General features: G+C 67.3%; 12 protein-coding genes. 5 read left to right on the forward strand and 7 right to left on the reverse strand.

Features of this window, described 5'->3' with window-relative positions:
• Window positions 1–45: 45 nt before the first annotated feature.
• The 4 genes from ASE95_RS12375 to ASE95_RS12390 form a co-directional block, all read right to left on the reverse strand.
• Window positions 46–1,755: a long-chain-fatty-acid--CoA ligase gene (locus ASE95_RS12375; RefSeq protein WP_056636892.1), complete on the reverse strand. Its 1,710-nt coding sequence runs from the start codon at window positions 1,753–1,755 to the stop codon at window positions 46–48.
• 196 nt (window positions 1,756–1,951) lie between these two features.
• On the reverse strand, window positions 1,952–3,625 hold the full coding sequence (locus ASE95_RS12380) for a GGDEF domain-containing protein (RefSeq protein ID WP_056636613.1): 1,674 nt from the start codon (window positions 3,623–3,625) through the stop codon (window positions 1,952–1,954).
• A gap of 232 nt (window positions 3,626–3,857) precedes the next feature.
• Window positions 3,858–6,179, reverse strand: coding sequence for an ATP-dependent Clp protease ATP-binding subunit ClpA (clpA, locus tag ASE95_RS12385; protein WP_056636615.1), 2,322 nt, complete (start codon window positions 6,177–6,179; stop codon window positions 3,858–3,860).
• A gap of 130 nt (window positions 6,180–6,309) precedes the next feature.
• Window positions 6,310–6,507, reverse strand: a complete 198-nt coding sequence (locus tag ASE95_RS12390; RefSeq protein WP_056636894.1) for a DUF1192 domain-containing protein — start codon at window positions 6,505–6,507, stop codon at window positions 6,310–6,312.
• Between the two features lie 74 nt (window positions 6,508–6,581).
• Between ASE95_RS12390 and ASE95_RS12395 the strand changes: the two genes are divergently transcribed.
• Window positions 6,582–7,583, forward strand: a complete 1,002-nt coding sequence (locus ASE95_RS12395; RefSeq protein WP_200918826.1) for an NAD(P)H-quinone oxidoreductase — start codon at window positions 6,582–6,584, stop codon at window positions 7,581–7,583.
• Window positions 7,584–7,685: 102 nt separating this feature from the next.
• Here ASE95_RS12395 and ASE95_RS12400 read toward each other — a convergent pair whose 3' ends face one another.
• Together ASE95_RS12400 and ASE95_RS12405 are read right to left on the reverse strand one after the other, a co-directional pair.
• Window positions 7,686–8,963 carry an amidohydrolase family protein gene (locus ASE95_RS12400; RefSeq protein WP_082450130.1) on the reverse strand — a complete coding sequence of 426 codons (1,278 nt, stop codon included), beginning with the start codon at window positions 8,961–8,963 and terminating at the stop codon, window positions 7,686–7,688.
• Between the two features lie 14 nt (window positions 8,964–8,977).
• Window positions 8,978–10,396, reverse strand: coding sequence for an amidohydrolase (locus tag ASE95_RS12405; protein ID WP_056636619.1), 1,419 nt, complete (start codon window positions 10,394–10,396; stop codon window positions 8,978–8,980).
• 227 nt (window positions 10,397–10,623) lie between these two features.
• Here ASE95_RS12405 and ASE95_RS12410 point away from each other — a divergent pair, with 227 nt between their 5' ends.
• From ASE95_RS12410 to ASE95_RS12425, 4 genes are all read left to right on the forward strand, one after another.
• Entirely contained in the window at window positions 10,624–11,133 is a 510-nt protein-coding gene (locus tag ASE95_RS12410; protein WP_056636622.1) for a MucR family transcriptional regulator, read from the forward strand.
• A 28-nt stretch (window positions 11,134–11,161) separates the two neighbouring features.
• Window positions 11,162–12,019 (forward strand): oxygenase MpaB family protein, encoded by an 858-nt coding sequence (locus ASE95_RS12415; protein ID WP_235528304.1) that lies wholly within the window; start codon window positions 11,162–11,164, stop codon window positions 12,017–12,019.
• A gap of 68 nt (window positions 12,020–12,087) precedes the next feature.
• Window positions 12,088–12,519, forward strand: a complete 432-nt coding sequence (locus tag ASE95_RS12420) for a CoA-binding protein (protein WP_056636624.1) — start codon at window positions 12,088–12,090, stop codon at window positions 12,517–12,519.
• A gap of 88 nt (window positions 12,520–12,607) precedes the next feature.
• A complete protein-coding gene (locus ASE95_RS12425; RefSeq protein WP_056636625.1) occupies window positions 12,608–13,999 on the forward strand; it encodes an amino acid permease in 1,392 nt (463 codons plus the stop codon).
• Between the two features lie 111 nt (window positions 14,000–14,110).
• Here ASE95_RS12425 and ASE95_RS12430 read toward each other — a convergent pair whose 3' ends face one another.
• A complete protein-coding gene (locus tag ASE95_RS12430; RefSeq protein ID WP_056636627.1) occupies window positions 14,111–14,407 on the reverse strand; it encodes an alkylphosphonate utilization protein in 297 nt (98 codons plus the stop codon).
• Window positions 14,408–14,463 lie beyond the last annotated feature (56 nt).

Here is a 14,463-nt window from a genome sequence, read left to right on the forward strand (position 1 = left end):
CCTTCCCGTCATCGCTGCGCCCCGCGCGCGATGAATTGTCGTCTGCTACGCCGGCGTGATCGGCGGGCTGGCGATCTCGGCATTGATCTCCGCGATCAGGTCCTTGCGGCTCAGCTTTCCGATCATCGTCTTCGGCATCGCTTCGCGCACCATCACGCGGTCGACGCGCTCGTGCTTGCCCAATTGCGGGTTGAGCCACGCTGCCAACGCCGCTCCCTCGATGTCCGCTCCTTCGTTCAGCGTCACATAGGCGCGCGGCACTTCCCCGCGATAGGTGTCGGGCAAGCCGATCACCAGCGCCTCACGCACTGCGGGATGGTGGTACAGGACAGCCTCGATCTGGCTCGGGAACACCTTGAACCCGCCGACCGAGATCATGTCCTTCAACCGGTCGACGATCGCGATGAAGCCGTCTGCATCGATCGTGCCGACATCGCCGGTGCGCAGCCACCGCCGCCCCGCTGCATCCAGTGCGAAGGTGGTATCGTCCGCATCCGGACGGTTCCAGTATCCTGCCATCACCTGTGGCCCCAGCGCGACGATCTCGCCCGCCTCGCCGGCGGGGGCGGAGCGTGTCGGATCTTCCTTGTCGACCAGACGGATCCGAGTTGCGGGCAGCGGCTGCCCGATCGTTCCCGCTTTCTGCCCGCCCTCATACGGGTTCGTGGTCAGCACCCCGCTGCTTTCCGACAGGCCATAGCCCTCGATCAGCGTCGAATGGGTCGCCGCCTCCCACCGTGCCTTCAACTCGGCGTTCAGCGGCGCACCGCCCGAAATGCACAGCCGCAGGCTGGTGAAGTCGGTCTGCCCGACCATGGGATGGTCGAGCAGCGCCTGATACATCGTCGGGACGCCGGGCAGCGATGTGGGCTTGGTGCGCGTGATCGTCGCCAACGCCTGCGCGGCGTCGAAGCGCGGCAGCATCACGATCTCGCCGCCGGTGACGATCGTGCGGTTCATGACGCAGGTGTTGGCGAAGACATGGAACAGTGGCAGCACGCCCAGGATGCGATCGGTCTCTTCGGGATGTGGATCGAGCTGCGCCACCTGCCGCGCATTGGCGGCGACATTGGCATGGGTCAGCATCGCGCCCTTGGGCACCCCGGTCGTTCCGCCGGTGTATTGGATCAGTGCGACGTCGCGCTCCGCGTCGATCGACTCGGCCGGCAGCGCGCCGTCGTTCGCGATCAGGCGGGAGAAGGCGATGACGCGCGGGTCGGCGGGACGCCTGGCGGTCTCGGCGCGTTTGAACAGGCGATAGAGCAACGATTTGGCCGGCGGCAGCGCCCCCGCCACCGATCCGACGACCAGCCGCTCCAGCCCACTCTTTTCCAGAACCTTCAATGCATTCGGCAGCAGCGCCGCGGCCGAGATCGTGAACAGCACCCGCGTTCCCGAATCCTCGACCTGGTGACACAATTCATCGACCGAATAGAGCGGCGAGAAATTGACCACCGTCGCGCCCAGCCGCAGCGCCCCGTAATAAGCGGCGATGTAATGCGGCACGTTGGGCAGGAACAATCCCACCCGGTCGCCCTTGCCATATCCCAGGGCAGCCAGCCCCGTCGCCACGCGGCGGACCCCGTCGGCCAACTCGTCGTAACGATAGCGGCGTCCGAGAAAGTCGATCGCCGGCCGGTCCGCAAAGCGTGCTGCCGACGCGTCGAACAACGCGGGCAGCGCCAGCGGCGGGTAGGTGGAATCCCACGCAACGGGATGGCGATAGGCCTGGCGCCAGTCGTGCTCGTCGGTCATTGACATGGTTGTAAGCAACAAACCGGCGCGCGCAAGCGGCCAGCGCGGCGGCCGCACCGCAGCGGCCAGCCGCGCGAGGTGCCCTGCCACGACGATCCCCACCGCCACCGGCGCCGGGCGTGATCGGGCTCGCGATCACGTCGTTCCCGTGTCCCCTCGCGGGGCGCTATCATCGCGGCGGCGGGAGCAACAGCGCTCAGGCCGCCGCCGATGCCGCCCAGCGTTGCCGGTCGCGACCGGCGCGCTTGGCAGCGAACAGCGCGTCGTCGGCGCATCGATACAGCGCCTTCCAGTCCGGCTCGGTGGCGATCGTCCCGCGCCCGCTGCCCAACGAGGCGGTGACCGCCAGATCGAACGGCATCGGTGCCGCGCGAATGTGGGTCAGGATCGTTTCGGGGAGCGCGGCCGCCGGGTCCGGTGCCAGCACCGCGAATTCCTCGCCGCCGATCCTCGCCACCAATGCGTCGGCCGGCACCGCGCTGCGCAGTGCATCGGCAAAGACGCGCAGCACCTGATCCCCGCCGTCATGGCCCAAGGTTTCGTTAACCCGTTTGAAATGATCGATGTCGGCCAGCACCAGCACATGGGCGTCGCGCCGCCCGATCGCCTCCCGCAGGAAGCTGCGCCGGTTCATCAGCCCGGTCAGCGGATCGCTGTCGGCCAGCAGCCGCGCCAGCATCTCCTGCTCGCGTGCGGTATCGCGTTCCTCGCCCAGCAGCTTGATCCGCCATGCGATCGCCAGCGCGCTGCAACTCGCCTCCAGCGCCATGGCGATCAACGTCGAATTGTCGATCCAGAAATGCCATTCCAGCACCCCCAGCGCCTGCAGCAACCGCGCCGTCGTGGTCAGCAGCGGCAGCGCCCAGGCGATCGCGAACGCCCGCGCATAACGATCCTCGGCGTGCCAGCCGCGCCACAGCAGCGGCAGCGCCAGCATCAGCGTGGCCATGAACGTCAGTGACAGCAAGTGATCGAGGAGCGCCGCGTGCCATGGCATGAGAATGGCGTAGCACAGCGCCGAGGCCAGCATCGCCCCGCTGACCAGCGTAAGTGCGGGGCGCACCCAGCCGCGGGTTACACCGGGCGCGAAGAACCGGCGTGCGAAGATCATCGCGCTGCTCAGCGTACACGCCAGCAGCAGGACGTTGAGCCGCAGCCGCAGGTTGTTGTCCATGCCGGTGATCTGGCCGAGCAGGCCGGAGCTGCTGCCGGCATAGCCCAACAGAAACACGATCATCGCGCAATAAGGGGCATGGAACCGCTGGCGCAGCGCGGCGCCCAACGCGGCGTTGAAGATCAGCAGCGCGCCAGCCAAACCGGCAAAGCCGGCGTAAAAGGCGGCGAGCTGGAGGTCGTAGCGCTGCGACAGGTCGGGCGAGACGAGGTGCGGCTCCAGCAGGATGCCCCGCAGGTTCGCCGCGCCGCGAATGTGCCACAGCAACTGGACGGGCCGGCTATCGGCGCCGGGAATCACCAGTTCGAACGAGGCGCCCAGCTTCAGGTGCCGCCACGCATCGGCGCCGGTGAAGCCGAGGGTGCGGATGGTGCCGTCGGCATAGCGGATATGGAGGGTCATCGCCTGCTGCCACAGGCTCCCCGACCGTACCAGCATGCCCGCCCCCACGACGGGCAGGGGGGCGGAGCGCACCCAGTAATCGCCGGCCCCCGCGCCGCGTTGCGTGTGATCGCAGCGGAAACCATCGTCGGTACCGGTCCCGAACAATGTTGCGGCACGATCGCCTGCGGCGGCATGGCGGAAACAGGTGCGCAGCGGCACATCGGTGCTGGCTGCCGCTTCGGGGGCAATGGCCAGAAAAGACAGCATCATGGCCACGGTCGCCACGATATGATGGATGATCCCCCCGGACATGGGGAAACGCTATGCCGGAATGGCAAACAGAGTGTTAACGCAAAGTACTACCACGCGAATTCTCCGGCGGTGCCGGGCTGGTGGGGTCGGCGCGGCAAACACCCGGCTGTGGCTCGCGCGGCGCGACGGTCCGGCGCATCCGCGGCGGACGCGAAACGGGCGGCGCATCGGTCGACGCGCCGCCCGGAAGATCAGCAGGCCGGGCGGTTTCGCCCGACGCGTGGTCGGCAGGTCAGTCGGCCGCCGCCGGTGCCGCCTTGCCCTTCTTCTTGCCGGGCTTCGGCGCGGCGGGCTCGATCGCGAAGTTGAGCGCATTGTCCTTCAGATGCACCGTTACCTCGCCACCATGAACCAACTTGCCGAACAGCAACTCCTCGGCCAGCGGCTGCTTGATCTTCTCCTGGATCAGCCGCCCCATCGGCCGCGCGCCGTACAGCTTGTCATAGCCCTTTTCGGTCAGCCACTTCTTCGATTCGTCGTCCAGCTTGATATGCACGTCGCGATCGGCCAGCTGCAGTTCCAGCTGCAGGATGAACTTGTCGACCACCCGCGCCACCACTTCCGGCGGCAGGTAACCGAACGGGACGATTGCATCCAGCCGGTTGCGGAATTCCGGCGTGAACATCTTCTGCACCGCCTGTTCGTCCTCGCCCTCGCGGGTGAGCGTGCCGAAGCCCAGCGTCTCGCGCGCCATGTCGGATGCGCCCGCATTGGTGGTCATGATGAGGATGACGTTGCGGAAATCGACGGTCTTGCCGTGCTGGTCGGTCAGGCGGCCGTTGTCCATCACCTGCAACAGGATGTTGAACAGGTCGGGATGTGCCTTCTCGATCTCGTCCAGCAACAGCACGCAATGCGGGTTCTGGTCGACCGCATCGGTCAGCAATCCGCCCTGATCGAACCCGACATAACCCGGGGGTGCACCGATCAGCCGGCTGACCGAATGCCGCTCCATATATTCGGACATATCGAACCGCTGAAGCGGGATGCCGAGGATCGTCGACAATTGCTTGGCGACCTCGGTCTTGCCCACCCCTGTGGGGCCGGTGAACAGGTAATTGCCGATGGGCTTTTCCGGCTCCCGCAGGCCCGCGCGCGCCAGCTTGATCGCCGAGGCGAGCTTCTCGATCGCGGCATTCTGCCCGAACACGACGCGCTTCAGGTCGGTCTCCAGCGTCTCGAGCTGCTTCTTGTCGTCGGTCGACACGCTCTTCGGCGGGATGCGCGCCATCGTCGCGATCACCTGTTCGATCTCCTTGGCGGTGATCGTCTTCTTGCGCTTGTTGGCGGGCACCAGCATCTGCATCGCGCCGACCTCGTCGATCACGTCGATCGCCTTGTCGGGCAATTTGCGGTCGTTGATGTAGCGCGCCGACAATTCCACCGCCGACTTGATCGCCTCGGGCGTGTACTTGACCGAATGGTGTTGCTCAAACGCCGAGCGCAGCCCGGCGAGGATCTTGATCGTATCCTCGATCGTCGGTTCGTTGACGTCGATCTTCTGGAACCGGCGCAGTAGCGCACGATCCTTTTCGAAGTGGTTGCGGAACTCCTTGTAGGTGGTCGATCCGATGCAACGGATCGTGCCCCCCGACAGCGCCGGCTTGAGCAGGTTCGACGCATCCATCGCACCGCCGCTGGTCGCGCCGGCCCCGATGACGGTGTGGATCTCGTCGATGAACAGCACCGCGTCGGGCAGCTTTTCCAGCTCGTTGACGACGGCCTTCAGCCGCTCCTCGAAGTCGCCGCGATACCGCGTTCCGGCCAGCAGTGCGCCCATGTCGAGCGAGTAGATCACGGCCGGCTTCAGTACGTCGGGCACGTCGCCCTCGACGATCTTGCGCGCCAGACCCTCCGCGATCGCGGTCTTTCCGACGCCGGGGTCGCCGACGTACAGCGGATTGTTCTTCGACCGGCGGCACAGGATCTGGATCGTGCGATCCACCTCCGCCATCCGCCCGATCAGCGGATCGACCTTGCCGATCTTGGCCTTTTCGTTGAGGTCGACGGTGAATTGCTTCAGCGCGCTTTCGCCCTTCTTGGCGCCGGGCTCGGGCTTGTCCTTCTTCTCTTCGTCGGGCGTGCCCTTGGCGCTGGTCGTCTCCGGCGTGGCGGTGCCCTTGCCGACGCCGTGGCTGATGAAGCTCACCGCATCCAGTCGACTCATGTCCTGCTGTTGCAGGAAGTACACCGCGTAGCTTTCACGTTCGGAAAACAGCGCGACCAGCACGTTGGCGCCGGTCACCTCGTCGCGGCCCGAAGACTGGACGTGCAGGATGGCGCGCTGCACCACGCGCTGGAACCCGCTGGTCGGCGACGGATCGGTGGCGGCATCGACCTTCAACGCGCCCAGTTCGGTATCGAGATAATGCGCGACGGTGTTCTTCAATTCGCCCAGATCGACTCCGCACGCGGCCATGACCTGCGCGGCATGCTCGTCGCCGAGCAATGCGAGCAGAAGGTGTTCGAGCGTCGCATATTCGTGGCGGCGCGACGACGCGGCCTCGAGTGCCTTGTGCAGCGTGGTCTCGAGAGCGCTGGCAAATGACGGCATCAGGTTACTCCTTGCGGGCCGCGTGAAGCCACGCGTCCCCTTGCCACGGATGTCGTGATTGCACGGCGCTTCATCAAGCACCCCCCGGTCGCGGCGCGCACGTCATCCTGTCGGACGGGTGCGCCGGCCTTCACCGCCGGAACAGCGCGTCGGCGCTGGCCATGTGGTCGACCGCGCCGTCGATCTTGCGTCGCGTGCGGGCGATCTCGCCCTGCAAGGCGGTGATCCGCGCCTCAAGCTCCGCGACGGACAGGCGATCGAGGTCTTCGCGCAGCAGCGCGGGCAGGGGATCGTCGGGGCGTGCCCCAAGGATGTCGTCCAGGTCCACGACCGGCATCGTTGACGCTGCGGAAGGCGAAGTCAATAAGGTCGGGTATGGCGATCAAGGGGTTCCGCGACACGATGACCGATGTGCCCGATACGATGCTGGCGATCGATCCCGAGACGGCGGGTGGTCCGGAGGTGCTGGTGCCTGTCCGTCGCACCGTGCCGGTGCCGCGCGATGGCGAGTTGCTGGTGCGCGTCGCGGCGGCGGGGGTGAATCGGCCGGACGTGATGCAGCGACAGGGGCTGTACCCGCCGCCGCTCGGCGCGCCGACGCCGCCGGGGCTGGAGTTCGCGGGCGAGGTGGTGGCAGTGGGCGAGGGGGTCGATCCCGGCCGGCTCGGCACGCGCGTCTGCGCGCTGGTGGCGGGCGGCGGCTATGCCGAATATGCGGTTGCGCCCGCCGCGCAATGCCTGCCCGTGCCCGATGCGCTGTCGATGGCGGAGGCGGCGGCGCTGCCAGAAACGCTGTTCACCGTGTGGACGAACCTGTTCGAACGGGCCTTCGCGGTGGAGGGCGATACGGTGCTGGTCCACGGCGGCACCAGCGGGATCGGGACGATGGCGATCACGCTCGGCAATCTCTTCGGGCTGGAGGTGATCGTCACGGTCGGTTCGGAGGAGAAGCGTGCCGCCGCGCTGCGGCTCGGCGCGGATCATGCGATCAACTACAAGGCGGAGGATTTCGTCGTGCGCGTCAAGGAAATCACCGGCGGGCGCGGCTGCGCGGCGGTGCTCGACATGGTCGGCGGCGATTACGTCCCGCGCAACCTGCAATGCCTGGGCGAGGACGGCCGCCATGTCTCGATCGCGGTCCAGCGCGGCGCATCCGCGACGGTGCCGTTGTTCGAGATCATGAAGCGTCGTCTGACGCTGACCGGATCGACGCTTCGCGCGCGCGATGCCGGCTTCAAGGCGCTGGTGGCCGAGGAGATCGAGCGGACGGTGTGGCCGTTCGCCGCGGCGGGCAAGCTGAAGCCGGTCATGGACCGCGCCTTTCCGCTGGCGCAGGCCGCCGACGCGCATCGTCGCATGGAGGAAGGCGCGCATGTCGGGAAGATCGTGCTGACGATGGGCTAGGCCCTTCGTCGTTGCACGCGGGGGCGACATGCGGCGATGTCGCCTCCGCGCTTCCCGACCGCTGTTTACCGTATCACGCCGCAGCAACCGACGGCGGCGAGATCACCGCCGCTCATATGCCTTGGGCAACGCCCCCTCGACCGGCGTCAGATACCGGTCGCGCAGATCGGTCTGGCGTGAGTGCATCGGCTGCGGCTGGCCGTCGATCCACGTCGCGACCGGCACCGATGACAGCTCCAGCGGGTCACCGTCCCAGATCACCACGTCCGCACGGCGCCCGGCGCGCAGCGAGCCGATCTCGCCACCCATCCCGATCGCCTCGGCCGGCGCGCTGGTGATCGACGCGAAGGCCTGTCCCCAATCCAGCCCGGTCGCGCCCGGCACCCGCGCGATCGCGACCAGATTGCCCGCGAACTGGCGCAGCACATGGTCGCCGCCCGATGCGCCGGTGGAGGCGAGCGCCACCGATACCCCGGCGGCGCGCATCCGTCCGACGTTCGACTCGGTCGCGGCCAAATTCTCGAAATTGGCGGGCAGGTCGGCCAGCGCCGCCGCGATTACCGGCACCTTGGCCGCCGCGATCTCGCGCGCGACCAGCCAGCCCTCGGTCACGCCCGCCAGCACCAGTTTCAGCCTGGGATAGTCGCGGATCAGCGCCAGCACGTTGCGGATGTCCGCCGCGCGCTCGACATGCACCAGCATCGGCAGCTGGCCATCGACCACTCGCACCAGCGCCTCGGCATCGCTGCGCGTGACCAATGCGTCACGCGACCGGCCGTCGAACGCCGCCGGGTTGCGCCGGAAATCCTGCGCCTGCGCGAAGGCGTCCCGCAACAGCGCATAGGCGGCGGGGCGGCTGCCGCCCGCAAGTTTGCCGCCTTCCTCGCCCAGCTCGACATATTGGAACGCGCGTGGCCGCGTCACCGCATCGGCGTCCGCGCCAAGATCGACGACCGCGCCTTGCCCGGCGAAGATCGACCCCTCCGCCGAAGGGGTCACGATCGCGCGGGTTACGCCGCCCAGCCGTTCGTTGGCGACCTTCACCGCGGCGGGATTGACGCCGAGCGACACGTCGATCGCCGCCTTGAACGGGGAATTGCGTGCACCCGCGTCGTTGCTTTCCTGCACGCCATCGGCATCGACCAGCGAAATGTCGGTCAGCGCCGAGACGACACCCGCCGATACCCATTTGCCCGCCGCGTCGATCACCTGCGCGCCGGCCGGCACTGCCACGCCGCGCCCGGCGGCGACGATCCGGCCATTGGCGATCACCACCGTCCCGCCCTCGATCGGTGCGGAGCCGTCACCGATCGCGACCGTGCCGCCGGTGATCGCCACCGTCTGCGCCGCAGCCGGCGTGGCCAGCATCGTGGCGATCATAAAAAAGGCGCGCTTCACTTGACGTCTCCCGATCCGGGCTGGCCCAGTTCGAAGTCGCTCACCGGGCGGCGCTTCGGATCGTTGGCGTCATAGAGCAGCGCCCCGTCGACCCACACTTTTTCGGGGCGGGTGTAGACGCTGAACGGATTGCCGTTCCACAGCACCACATCGGCCATCTTGCCGGGTTTCAGGCTGCCGGTCAGCGCGTCGATCCCCAGCGCCTTGGCGGGGCCGAGCGCCAGCCACTTCCACGCCGCCGCATCGCTGATCCGGATGCCGGAATGCCGCGCGGACGACAGCACCTTGGCGACTTCCTGGTTCAGCCGCTGGATACCGTTCTCGTCGTCCGAATGGATCATCGCGCACGCGCCGGCATTTTCGAGGATGGCGAGGTTCTCGCCGATCCCGTCATAGCTTTCCATCTTGAAGCCGTACCAGTCGGCCCACACCGCGGCGCAGGTGCCGCTGCCCTTCAGCAGGTCGGCGATCTTGTACGCCTCCACCGCGTGGTGGAATGCGGTGACGCGGTATCCGAACTCCCTGGCCATATCGAGGACGATCGCCATCTCGTCCGCACGGTAGCAATGGTTCTGCACCAGTATCTCGCCCGACAGCACGCCGCGCAGCGTATCCATGCCGATGTCCCGATCGGGCGGATCGCCGCCCTCGGCCTCGTATTTGTCCCACTTGCGCTTGTACGTCGCCGCCTTCGCCCAGGTCTGGCGGTCGACCGCGACGTTGCCCATCCGCGTCGATGGTTCGCGGTTCTTGCTGCCGTAGACGCGCTTGGGGTTTTCCCCGCACGCCATCTTCAGCCCGTAGGGTGCGCCGGGAAACTTCATCGCCTGCATCGTGCGGGCATAGACGTTCTTCAGCACCACGCTGCGCCCGCCCATCAGGTTCGCGGAGCCGGGCAGCACCTGCAACGTCGTGACCCCGCCATTGGCCAGCGCGCGTCCGAAGCCGGGGTCCTGCGGCCACACGCTGTGTTCGGCCCACACGTCGGCGGTGATCGGCCCCGTCGCCTCGTTGCCGTCGGAATGAGCCTGCACGGACGGCGTGGGGTAATCGCCAAGATGGCTGTGGATGTCGACGATGCCCGGCGTGACGTACTTGCCCTGCCCGTCGATCACGGTCGCGCCCGCGGGGGCGTCGACCGTCTGGCCGACCGCCACTACCTTGCCGTCCGCGAACAATACTTCGCCGCCATCGATCCGCCCGCCTTCGCCGTCGAATATCGTGGCATTGCGCAACAACGTCGGCGCACCGGGATAGGCGTGGTAGGTAGAAGGATAAGGATCGCGCGCGTAGCGCACCGGCGGCGCCTTCTTGCTGGCGGTCGCGGGCTTGTCGGCGGTGCTGGCACATGCCGCGAGCGGCAGCGCCAGCACCACGGTGGACAGCAACGCGCGCCTGGCGCGATCCGAATTCATGGCGATGCCCCTTTTTTTAATCATCGTTTGTTGTCCCGATCATGGACGCCCTCTTGCTTGATGGTCAAGCGACAAGGGCCGTCAATTGGGTCGAAAGGCAAGCTTCGGAAAGGTTCCCGGCGGATATTTGGCGATGCAAATAGATTTACGTTATACGACTATGCGACTTGCGTTGACCTCCCCGAAAACGCTGTCTACGGCGATCGCGATAAGTAAGGGAGTTCCCGATGTCCGATGATACCATGACCGCCAATGCAGTTGAGCTTGCCACCGAGCTGACGATCGCATGGCTGGCAAATCCCAACACCCGTGCGTCCGGCGAGGATGTCCCGGCATTTCTGCGCACGATGCATGATGCGGTGACCAACCTGTCGACGTCGACTGCGCCGACCACGCCGGAAGAGCCCGCCGCCGAATATACGCCCGCCGTGTCGGTGCGGAAGTCGATGGCGTCCAGGGATCACCTGATCTCGCTGATCGACGGCAAGCCCTACAAGACGCTGCGTCGCCATCTCGCCGGTCATGGCCTGACTCCGGACGAGTATCGCCAGCGTTATGGACTGAAGCCGGACTATCCGATGGTCGCCGAAAGCTATTCGGAGGCGCGTCGCGACATGGCCAAGAAGATCGGTCTCGGCCGCAAGCCTGGCGAGCGCCGCACCGAGTCCGCTCCGGCCGCTGCCGAGCCGGCACAGGCGCCGCGCGGTCGTCGCAAGGCGGCGGCGAGCGAAGCCTGACGCACACCGGCACGGGCATGGTACGCCGATGTCGATCGTCGATCCGATGATCGCGCCGGCGGTGGACCGCGCCCGTGCCTCGCTCGCGCAGTCGCTGCGCGAGATGGTGGGCAGCGGCGAGATGGATCTCGCCCGCCCGCCTGGTGACGACGGGCTGATCGCCGCCAGCTCGCCCGCGTGGCGCGTGCACGGCGATTTCTCCGCGATGATGATCGGCGGCATTTCGGCGTTGCTCCTTCAGATGCTGCACCCCGGCGCGCTGGCCGGCGTCTGGGATCACAGTGATTTCCGTCGCGACCGGCTCGGTCGGCTGCGCCGCACCGCACAGTTCATCGCCGTCACCACCTATGGCGCGACCGCCACCGCGGAGCGCGCGATCGCCCATGTCCGCGCGATCCATGACCGTATCCACGGCACCTTGCCCGATGGCACTTGCTACGACGCCAACGATCCCGCCTTGCTCACCTGGGTGCATGTCGCCGAAACCGACAGCTTCCTGCGCGGATACCTGCGCTATGGCGATCCGGCGTTACCCGCGGCGGCGCAGGACCGATATGTCGCGGACGTTGCGATCGTCGCCGAGCGTCTGGGCGCGCGCGACATGCCGCGTTCGCGCGCCGACATCGCCGAATATTACCGCATCGTCCGTCCCGAACTGCGTGGCGACCACCGCGTGCACGAGGTTGCCGACGCGCTGCTCGCCCCCGGGCCGGACCGCGCGCAGGCCGCCGGGCTGGCGGTGGCCGCCGCCGCCGCGATCGATCTGTTGCCCGACTGGGCGGCCGCGCTCCACGATCGCCGGCCCGCCCCGCTTGCCCGTCCTGCGATCCGCGCCGGCGCGGATGGCATGAGCCGCGTGCTGCGATGGGCTTTGCGCGCGCGCTGATCGCGCCACTGCCCACGGCACCCTTCGCGCCGCCTGATCGTTGACGGCGGACGAGAGGAGCAGTCATCATGCCGCTGACGACCGATGCCGAGATCAAGGCACTGCTGGAAGACGTGCGCACCATTGCGCTGGTCGGTGCTTCCGACCGCCCGACGCGCCCGTCGAACGGCGTGATGGCGACCTTGCAGGCGCATGGGTACCGTGTGATCCCGGTCAATCCGCAGATCACCGGCGCACATATCCACGGAGAGTTCGTGTTCCGCGATCTCGAACAGCTTGGCGATCCGATCGACATGGTCGATATCTTCCGCCGCTCCTCCGAAGCAGGCGCGGTCGTCGATCAGGCGATTGCGATCGGCGCCAAGGCGGTGTGGCTGCAACTCGGCGTCATCGACGACGCGGCCGCCGCCCGTGCCGAGGCGGCGGGGCTGAAGGTGGTGATGGACCGCTGCCCCGCCATCGACATCCCCCGGCTCGGTGTCGCGCGGATCGAGCGGTAGGCAGCGCGCGCCGGGGGAGGGCGCACCCTCCCCAGGAGTGGTCGCAGCTGTTACAAGCCCCTTCGATATCGAGAAAGAAGGGGAGTGCATGTCCAGTCTGTTCCGGCGCAAGCCGATCGCGATCGACCATGGTAGCGGACCGGTGCTGGCGCGCACACTGTCGTGGCCGCATCTGGTCGCGCTGGGCGTGGGGGCGATCGTCGGCACCGGCATCCTGACGCTGATCGGGGTCGGTGCGGACCGCGCCGGGCCGGCGGTGATGCTCAGCTTCGCGATTGCCGGTGCGATCTGCGCGTGCGCCGCGTTGGCCTATGCCGAAATGGCGACGATGATCCCTGCCTCGGGCAGCGCCTACACGTACAGTTATGTCGTGCTGGGAGAGGTGATCGCCTGGGTGATCGGCTGGTCGCTGATCCTGGAATATTCGCTGGTCGTATCGACCGTCGCGGTCGGCTGGTCGGGCTATGCCTCGGCCCTGCTCACGCCGATGGGGTTTCCAGCCGCACTGACCAACGGTCCGGAGCTTGGCGGCGTGATTAACCTGCCTGCGGTGTTCATCATCGCGGTGGTCGCGGGATTGCTATGCTTCGGTACGAAGGAAAGCGCGACGCTGAACGCCGTGCTGGTTGCGGTGAAGCTGGTCGCGCTGGCCGTGTTCGTCGCGGTCGCGCTGCCGCATTTCGACGCCGCCAACCTCCACCCGTTCATGCCGCACGGCTTTACCGCATCCGTCGATCCCGACGGCAAGGAGCGCGGAGTGATGGCGGCGGCGGCGATCATCTTCTTCGCCTTTTACGGCTTCGATGCGATCTCCACCGCTGCGGAGGAGACCAAGGATCCCAAGCGCGACCTGTCGATCGGCATCATCGGTTCGATGTTCGGCTGTATCGTGATCTACGTCGGCGTCGCGGTCGCGGCGGTCGGCGCACTCAGCTACACGCATTTCGCGGGCTCGCCCGAGCCGCTGGCGCTGATCCTGCGCGATATCGGCCGCCCGGGCTTCGCCACCTTCCTTGCCGCCAGCGCGGTGATCGCCCTGCCGACGGTGCTGCTCGGTTTCCTCTTCGGCCAAAGCCGGATCTTCTTCGTCATGGCGCGCGATGGCCTGTTGCCGGCCGGGCTGGCCAGGGTCTCGCGGCGCGGCGCGCCGGTGCGGATCACGCTCATCACCGCGGCGTTGGTCGCGGTGATCGCGGGCGTGATGCCGATCGACGCCATCGCCGCGCTCGCCAATGCGGGCACGCTGGCGGCGTTCGTGGCGGTGTGCGTGTGCATGATGGTGATGCGTCGCCGCGCGCCCGATGCGGAGCGGACCTTCCGCGCGCCGCTGGCCCCGCTCGTCGGCACGCTCGGCGTGTTGGGCTGCGTGTATCTGTTCTTCAGCCTGCCGCAGAAGACGCAGGTCTATTTCCTGCTATGGAACATGGCGGGTCTGGTGCTGTACTTCGCCTGGGGGCGCAGGCGGGCGGTCGTGGCGTAATCCTCGGCCGCGTCCTCAAATCGTCATTGGCAGCGCGGCGAGGCAGCCCAGGACGCCCTGGTCCGGCGCCTGATGCTCTCGCTGCGCTCGCAACGACGAAAAGATCGCCACTCAACGCTTTCTCACGAACTCCGCGCGCAGCACCAATCCCTTGATCCCGTCGAACCGGCAATCGATCTCCTGCGGGTCACCGGTCAGCCGGATCGACTTGATCGCCGTCCCGCGCTTCAGCGTCTGGCTGGTGCCCTTCACCTTCAGATCCTTCACCAGCGTCACCGCGTCGCCGTCGACCAGCAGGTTGCCGACCGCATCGCGCACCTCGACGTCAGCCGCCGCAGGCGTCGGTGCCGCTGCGTCGCCCTGCACCCACTCGCCGGTCGCTTCGTCGTAGATATAGTCGTCGCTCATCCACCCACCCCATAAAGAAAGGGGAGGGCACCACGGCCCTCCCCCACATTCCCCGA

This window comes from Sphingomonas sp. Leaf231, assembly GCF_001421995.1.
Classification (GTDB): Bacteria; Pseudomonadota; Alphaproteobacteria; order Sphingomonadales; family Sphingomonadaceae; genus Sphingomonas.